The following is a 6,495-nucleotide window of genomic DNA, read 5'->3' on the forward strand; positions in this document are numbered from 1 at the left end:
CGACCCCAAACCCGCCGATCCGAAATCCGCCGACCCGGTCGCGCGGCGGCGGACCTTCGCGATCATCTCGCACCCGGACGCGGGCAAGACCACGCTCACGGAAAAGCTGCTGCTGTTCGGCGGCGCGATCCAGCTCGCGGGTGAGGTGAAGGCCAAGCGCAACCGGGTCTCGACCCGCTCCGACTGGATGGGCATCGAGAAGGAGCGCGGCATCTCGGTGGTCACTTCGGTGATGACCTTCGAGTACGGCGACTGCGTCTTCAACCTGCTCGACACGCCGGGCCACGAGGACTTTTCCGAGGACACGTATCGCACCCTGACGGCGGTCGATTCCGCCGTGATGGTGATCGACGCGGCGAAAGGCATCGAAGCCCGCACGCGAAAACTGTTCGAGGTGTGCCGGCTCAGGGACATCCCGATCGTCACCTTCGTGAACAAGCTCGACCGCGAGGCGCGCGACCCGTTCGAGACCCTCGACGAGATCGAGAAGACGCTCGCCCTCGACGTGGCGCCGGTGACATGGCCGATCGGGCTCGGCCGCACCTTCGCCGGCACCTACGAGCTCGGCGGCAACCGGGTGCGCCGGCTCGACGCGGCGGACGATGCCGGCACGATCCCCGTCTCGGGGTTCGCCGATCCGCTCTTCGACGAGCTGCTCACCGAGAACGGTGCGGCCGATCAATGGCGCGAGGAGGTGGAGCTGGCCGAGGGCGGCCTCAAGACCTTCGATCTCGCCGCCTTCCGCGAGGGGCATCTGACGCCGGTCTTCTTCGGCTCGGCGCTGCGGAATTTCGGGGTGCGCGACCTGATCGACGGGCTCGCCCGCTTCGCGCCCCCGCCCCGGGGCCAGGAGGCCGACAAGCGCGCGGTGGAGCCGACCGAGCCGAAGATGACGGGCTTCGTGTTCAAGATCCAGGCGAACATGGATCCGAACCACCGCGACCGCATCGCCTTCATGCGGGTCTGCTCCGGCCAGCTCCGGCGCGGGATGAAGGCCAAGCTCGTGCGCACGGGCAAGCCGATGTCGCTCTCGGCGCCGCAATTCTTCTTCGCCCAGGACCGGGCGATCGCCGACGAGGCCTATGCCGGCGACGTGGTCGGCATCCCCAACCACGGGACCCTGCGCATCGGCGACACGCTGACCGAGGGCGAGGAGCTCGTGTTCCGCGGCGTGCCGAGCTTCGCCCCCGAGATCATGCGCCGGATCAAGCTCACCGACGCGATGAAGGCCAAGAAGCTGAGGGAAGCGCTCCAGCAGATGGGCGAGGAGGGCGTCGTGCAGGTCTTCGTGCCGCAGGACGGCTCGCCCGCCATCGTCGGCGTGGTCGGCGCGCTGCAGCTCGACGTGCTGAAGGAGCGGCTCCAGGCGGAGTACGGCCTGCCGATCGACTTCGAGACGAGCCGGTTCTCGGTTTGCCGCTGGATCGAGTCGGACTCGGAGGCCGAGATCGACAAGTTCGTCAACGCCCACGGCTCGGCCATGGCGAGCGACCTCGACGGCGCGCCGGTCTTCATGGCGACCACCGCCTTCTCGCTCCGCTACGAGGAAGAGCGCTGGGACAAGATCCGGTTCACGGACGTGAAGGACTACCAGAAGCGGGCGGCGTGAGCGGCGGGCGTCCGCCGGGATGCGGATTCGCCCGGTCTCCGATCCGGTTTCCGGCTAGTCGCATCGGAGTGTGAGACGCTCCGTCATCGCGATCGTGAGCGAAGCGATCCAGCGGCGCGACCTTGCCAGAGAGGTTGCGCCCTGGATTGCTTCGGCTTTGCCTCGCAATGACGGGGAAGGTCCTGACCCCATAGGCCCGATGCCGCGTACGCGAGCGGAGGCCGCCTCAATCGTAGTCGAGATCGAGCGAGCGCTCGAAGGCGATGGCGCTCATCTCGCGTCCCTTTGGATCGGCGACGACGATGTCGCGGAAGCCGCGTCCGGCCAGTTCCCAGGTCTTTTCCAGGGCCTGCTCGTCCGTGCCGCAGGCGAAGGCCAGGGTGCGGCCGGAAGGGTCCGTTCCCGTCACCTTGTACATGGCCGCCCTCCTGTCCGAGCCGCGAAGATAGGCCCGGCGCCGTCCGGGAGAAGAGGGGACGCGGGGCAGGACGCCCGGTCGCGACGACTCAGCCGAGCAGCATCGCCTTGTCCACGTCGAGCGCCCGGGCCAGCTCGTCGAGCACCCGGTGCTCGCTCTCGGTGACGCCGCCCTTGTCGGCCACGTCCGCCGCGATCAGGAAGACGTGCTGGCGCTGCTCCAGGGGGCGGTCGGCGATGGCCGCGACGTGCTGGCTGTTCTCCAGGCGCCCGGCGCGCAGCTCCGCGCGGGCCAGCGCCTCGAACAGAGCCTTCTCCAGGGTCAGCGTGTCGTAGGATTTCTGGAGAATGGGGTTGGCCCGCATGCTGACGAGGGCCGCCTCGATCTCCTCCTCGTCGGTGTCGCCGTCGGCGACGATCACGTTGGCCGCGGCGGAGACCGCCGCGTGCATGAAGTCGGCATCGCCCGCGTAGGACATCACCGCCCGGTTGAGACGGACCAGGGCGTCCTGAAAAAACCCCATCTTGCACTCCCCCAGGCGCACGGCTCTCCGCACGGCGCCGATGGTTCCAACGCGGGCAGCGAACCGTCAAGATGGCAAGCTTGACGGATCTCTCACAGTTCTGCCGAGCGCCGCGACAGTTCCGCCCGCAGGTGGCGCGCCGCCTCGACCAGGGCGGCGTCCCGGCGCTGGCGCGGGCGGGGCGGGGCGATGGTGACGTCCGCCGCGATCCGGCCGGGGCTCCCGGCCAGCACCACGACCCGGTCGGCGAGGTAGACCGCCTCGTCGATGTCGTGGGTCACGAACAGCACCGTCTTGCCGGTCTGCGCCTTGATGCGCTGGATCTCGTCCTGAAGCCCCTCGCGGGTGAAGCTGTCGAGGGCCGAGAACGGCTCGTCCATCAGCAGCACCTCGGGCTCGACCGCGAGCGCGCGGGCGATGGCGACGCGCTGGCGCTGCCCGCCGGAGAGCTGGTGCGGCCAGCGGCCGGCGAGGTCGGACAGGCCGACGAGCTTGAGCATCGCCGCCGCCCGCGCGCGGCGCTCGGACTTAGAGAGGCCGTGCCGCTCCAGGCCGAAGGCGACGTTGTCGATCACCCGCCGCCAGGGCAGCAGCCGCGCGTCCTGGAACACGAGCGCCATCGGCGTGCGGGTTTTTTCGGGATCCGTGCCGAGATGGACCGTGCCGCCGCTGGGCTTGGCGAGATCGATCAGCACGCGCAGGAGCGTCGACTTGCCGACGCCGGACTCGCCGACGATGACGAGGAACTGCCCCCGCGGGACGGCGAGATCGAGGGCGGAGAGGATCTCGGTGCGCCGCCCGTCGCGCTCGTAGGCGAGGCTCAAAGACCGGATGTCGATGATCGGCGAGGGCGTCGCGTTCATGCGCGCCACCGCAGAAGCCAGCCCTGCAGGGCGACGAAGCCGGTGTCGAACAGGCCGTAGAGCCCGGCCATGGTGAGCATGTAGACCACGACGATGTCGGTGGAGAGGAGCGAGGAGGCTTGCATCATCCGCGCGCCGATGCCGGGCACGCCGAAGATCTCGGCGGCGACCACCGCCATCCAGGCTTGGCCCAACGCCGTGCGCAGGCCGACGAGGATGCCGGGGGTGGCGGCGGGCAGGAGGATCTTGGTGAGCCGCGCGAACGGCCCGCGGAAGCCGAAGGCCTGGGCCACCTCGATCAGGTCGCGATCGACCCCGCGCACCGCGCCTTGCGTGGCGAAGAACACGATCCAGAACACGCCGATGGCGATGATGAACACGGCGGCCGAGGGCTGGACCCCGAACCAGATGATGGCGAAGGGAACCCAGGCGAGGCCGGGAATGGGGCGCAGCAGCCGCACGACCCAGGCGGTCAGGCTCTCGAACCAGCGGAACATGCCGGAGAGGAGCCCCAGCGCGATGCCGGCGCCCGCGCCCGCGCCGAGCCCGACCACGTAGTGGCTCAGGCTCTCGGCGACCGCGCGCAGCCACGCACCGCTCGAGATCTCCCGGGCAAAGGCCGTCGGGAGCGAGGAGGGCGGCGGCAGGAAGGCCGGGTTGACGAGGTCGAGCCGGGGCGCCGCCTCCCACAGGGCGAGGAAGGCGGCGAGCCCCGCGGCCGCGAGGGCGGCCGAGCGGAACGAGGTCATCACGCGATCATGGCGTCCGGATCGGGAGGGACATCAGGGCTTCGATCAGGGCTTTTTGGCCGCGTCGAAGGGCTTGGTGTCGAACAGGCCGTCGGTCGGCGCCTCCTTGTCGAGGGTGCCGATCGAAACCTGGTAAGCTTGCATCTTCTTGGTCGCCTCGATGATCGTGCGCGGGTCGGCGACGAACCGCGCGGCCGGCGACGACAGCGCCTTCTGGATCGTGGCGACATCGGTGATGCCCTTGCCGAGCGCCGCCTCGACCGGCGGGGCGGCGCGGGCCGGATCTTTCTTCAGGAGGTCGGTCGCCTTGACCAGCGCCGCGACGAGGCCCTCGACCGCCTTCGGATTGGCGTCGGCGAACTTGCCGTAGACGGCGACCACGGTTCCGGGCTGGTCGGGGAACATCTCCCCGCCGGTGGCGATCAGCGCGATCTTCGGGTTGCGCCCCTGGACGATGGTGAGCGCCGGCTCGCGGATCGAGGCGCCGTCGACGGCGCCGGCGAGCAGGGCCTGCTGGGTCGCGTCGATGCCCATGGCGACGATCTCGACATCGGCCTTGTCGGCCTTCGCCACCTGCCAGAGCCAGTGCTGGAGGGTGGTGTTCGGCACCGAGCCCGGCGGCTGCGTGGCGAGCCGGGCGGGGCGGCCCTCCTTGGCCTTGAACTGCTTGAAGGCCTCGGCCTTGCTCGGGGCGGAGGCGAAGTAGGGCGCGAGCTTGGGGGCGGCCACGAACACCATCTCCTCGATGGCGGTGGCGGCCACGACCCGCACGTCGATGCCCTTGGTGCGGGCGACCGCGAGCGGCGCGATGCCGGCGACGTAGACGTCGATGGTGCCCGACGCCAGCGCCTGGATCATGTTGGGGCCCGACTCGAAGGTGGTGAAGGTCGGCGCCAGCCCGGCCTCCTTGAGCCAGCCCTCGCCGTTGGCGACGAAGACGGGGGCGGCGCCGACCACCGGGATGACCCCGATGCGCACGGGCACGGTCTGGGCGGCGAGCGGAGCGGCGAAGGGCACGGGAAGGGCGAGGAGCCCCGCGATCAGGGCGAAGGCCTTGAACAGATTGCGCATCGATGGATTCCAGGGGAGCCGGTTGGCGTCCCCCATGGCACAGTGGGCGCGATCTTCCAATCGCGCTTCCGCATCGGCTGCCCCGACTCCGGGGCCCGACTCCGAGATCCGACGCGGCGGGGCCGGGCGGCGACGCTTTGCCGGCCCGCAACGGAACGGCCTCGTTCTTCCTGCCGTTTACCCAGCCGACAGCGGCATCCACGCCGCGGGACAGACGACAGGATACTTACGCCATGAGCCTCATCGGCAGCATCGTCAGCAAGATCCTCCACCCGTTCGGCTCGTCGGAGGCGCAGGCCGCCGAGTCCAGCACGTCGTCCTCCAAGCCCTCCGAGACCCAGGCCCAGCCGTCGTCCGGCGGCGGCAGCGCCCCGGCCTCCACGCCCACCAGCGGCGGCACCGCGTCCGGCGGCGCGGCCGCCTCGGGCGGATCGGTCGATGTCGAGGCCGTGCTCAACGACCTCGCCGCCAAGAACCCGCAGAAGCTGAACTGGCGCACCTCGATCGTCGATCTGATGAAGCTGCTCGACCTGGATTCGAGCCTGCACGCCCGCCAGCAGCTCGCCGACGAGCTGCACTACACCGGCGACAAGAACGACTCGGCCTCGATGAACATCTGGCTGCACAAGCAGGTCATCAAGAAGCTCGAGGAGAACGGCGGCAAGGTTCCGGCCGACCTCAAGGACTGAGTGCTTCGCGGCGGCGAGAGGCCGCCGGAGACGACTTGAAATGAGAAGGGGGCGGCAGGATCCCTGCCGCCCCTTTTTCTGTCTCGGCGCCCTGTCGAACGTCAGGCGGCCCAGGCGCTCGCGGCATCCCACGCGCACTGCTCGCTCAGGGAGCCGGCGAACACGGCGTCGAGCCGCAGCCGCTCCGCCTCGACGAGCGGGCCGTCGACCGCGACCGGGCGGCAGCGGGCATCCCAGCCCGCCGGCACGAAGTCCGGGTTGTGCAGGGCGTGGTCGGAGCCTTCGACGAAGAAGGCGCGGTCGCCGCCGTCGATGTAGCTCTCCGCCGGCAGGCCCTCGGCCAGCAGGATGTCGTGGGCGTCGAGTTCGACGTGCCAGTAGGTCACGCCGGCGCGCGGCTCGCGGGTGATCGTCGTACCGTTGATCAGGCACATCACGGGGACGAGCACGCCGCCCTCGTTGCCGGCATCGGCGCCGACCAGCACCGGGTGGCCGGGCGAGAGGCTGAGGTCGCGGGCCGGCAGGCCCTGGCCGAAGGCGCCCGCGCGGACGCGCACCGGCTGCTGATGGAAG

General features: G+C 70.2%; 8 protein-coding genes. 2 read left to right on the top strand and 6 right to left on the bottom strand.

The window, feature by feature from the left end:
- A partial coding sequence (locus MFF42_RS02360) for a peptide chain release factor 3 (RefSeq protein WP_238254353.1) occupies window positions 1-1,609 on the top strand: 1,609 nt, incomplete at its 5' end.
- 226 nt (window positions 1,610-1,835) lie between these two features.
- Here MFF42_RS02360 and MFF42_RS02365 read toward each other — a convergent pair.
- The 5 genes from MFF42_RS02365 to MFF42_RS02385 all read right to left on the bottom strand — a co-directional run bounded on the left by MFF42_RS02365 (window position 1,836) and on the right by MFF42_RS02385 (window position 5,233).
- Window positions 1,836-2,027, bottom strand: a complete 192-nt coding sequence (locus tag MFF42_RS02365) for a hypothetical protein (protein ID WP_238254354.1) — start codon at window positions 2,025-2,027, stop codon at window positions 1,836-1,838.
- A gap of 88 nt (window positions 2,028-2,115) precedes the next feature.
- Window positions 2,116-2,550: a tellurite resistance TerB family protein gene (locus tag MFF42_RS02370; protein ID WP_238254355.1), complete on the bottom strand. Its 435-nt coding sequence runs from the start codon at window positions 2,548-2,550 to the stop codon at window positions 2,116-2,118.
- Window positions 2,551-2,642: 92 nt separating this feature from the next.
- A complete protein-coding gene (locus MFF42_RS02375; RefSeq protein WP_238254356.1) occupies window positions 2,643-3,413 on the bottom strand; it encodes an ABC transporter ATP-binding protein in 771 nt (256 codons plus the stop codon).
- Complete coding sequence (locus MFF42_RS02380; protein WP_238254357.1) at window positions 3,410-4,162, bottom strand: ABC transporter permease; 753 nt, start codon at window positions 4,160-4,162, stop codon at window positions 3,410-3,412. Before MFF42_RS02380 ends, MFF42_RS02375 begins: the two co-directional genes overlap by 4 nt.
- A gap of 45 nt (window positions 4,163-4,207) precedes the next feature.
- Window positions 4,208-5,233 (bottom strand): ABC transporter substrate-binding protein, encoded by a 1,026-nt coding sequence (locus MFF42_RS02385; RefSeq protein WP_238254358.1) that lies wholly within the window; start codon window positions 5,231-5,233, stop codon window positions 4,208-4,210.
- 233 nt (window positions 5,234-5,466) lie between these two features.
- Here MFF42_RS02385 and MFF42_RS02390 point away from each other — a divergent pair, with 233 nt between their 5' ends.
- Window positions 5,467-5,922, top strand: coding sequence for a DUF3597 domain-containing protein (locus MFF42_RS02390; RefSeq protein ID WP_238254359.1), 456 nt, complete (start codon window positions 5,467-5,469; stop codon window positions 5,920-5,922).
- A gap of 101 nt (window positions 5,923-6,023) precedes the next feature.
- Here the strand turns inward: MFF42_RS02390 and MFF42_RS02395 are convergent.
- The coding region (locus MFF42_RS02395; protein ID WP_238254360.1) for a Hint domain-containing protein at window positions 6,024-6,495 on the bottom strand (472 nt) is incomplete at its 5' end.

The organism is Methylorubrum podarium (assembly GCF_022179745.1).
Lineage (GTDB): Bacteria > Pseudomonadota > Alphaproteobacteria > Rhizobiales > Beijerinckiaceae > Methylobacterium > Methylobacterium podarium.

What these genes read in the sequence shown, in the direction of transcription:
- MFF42_RS02365 (WP_238254354.1), bottom strand. Translation starts at nt 2,027, where the DNA reads ATGTACAAGGTGACGGGAACGGACCCTTCCGGCCGCACCCTGGCCTTC.
- MFF42_RS02370 (WP_238254355.1), bottom strand. Translation starts at nt 2,550, where the DNA reads ATGGGGTTTTTTCAGGACGCCCTGGTCCGTCTCAACCGGGCGGTGATG.
- MFF42_RS02375 (WP_238254356.1), bottom strand. Translation starts at nt 3,413, where the DNA reads ATGAACGCGACGCCCTCGCCGATCATCGACATCCGGTCTTTGAGCCTC.
- MFF42_RS02380 (WP_238254357.1), bottom strand. Translation starts at nt 4,162, where the DNA reads ATGACCTCGTTCCGCTCGGCCGCCCTCGCGGCCGCGGGGCTCGCCGCC.
- MFF42_RS02385 (WP_238254358.1), bottom strand. Translation starts at nt 5,233, where the DNA reads ATGCGCAATCTGTTCAAGGCCTTCGCCCTGATCGCGGGGCTCCTCGCC.
- MFF42_RS02390 (WP_238254359.1), top strand. Translation starts at nt 5,467, where the DNA reads ATGAGCCTCATCGGCAGCATCGTCAGCAAGATCCTCCACCCGTTCGGC.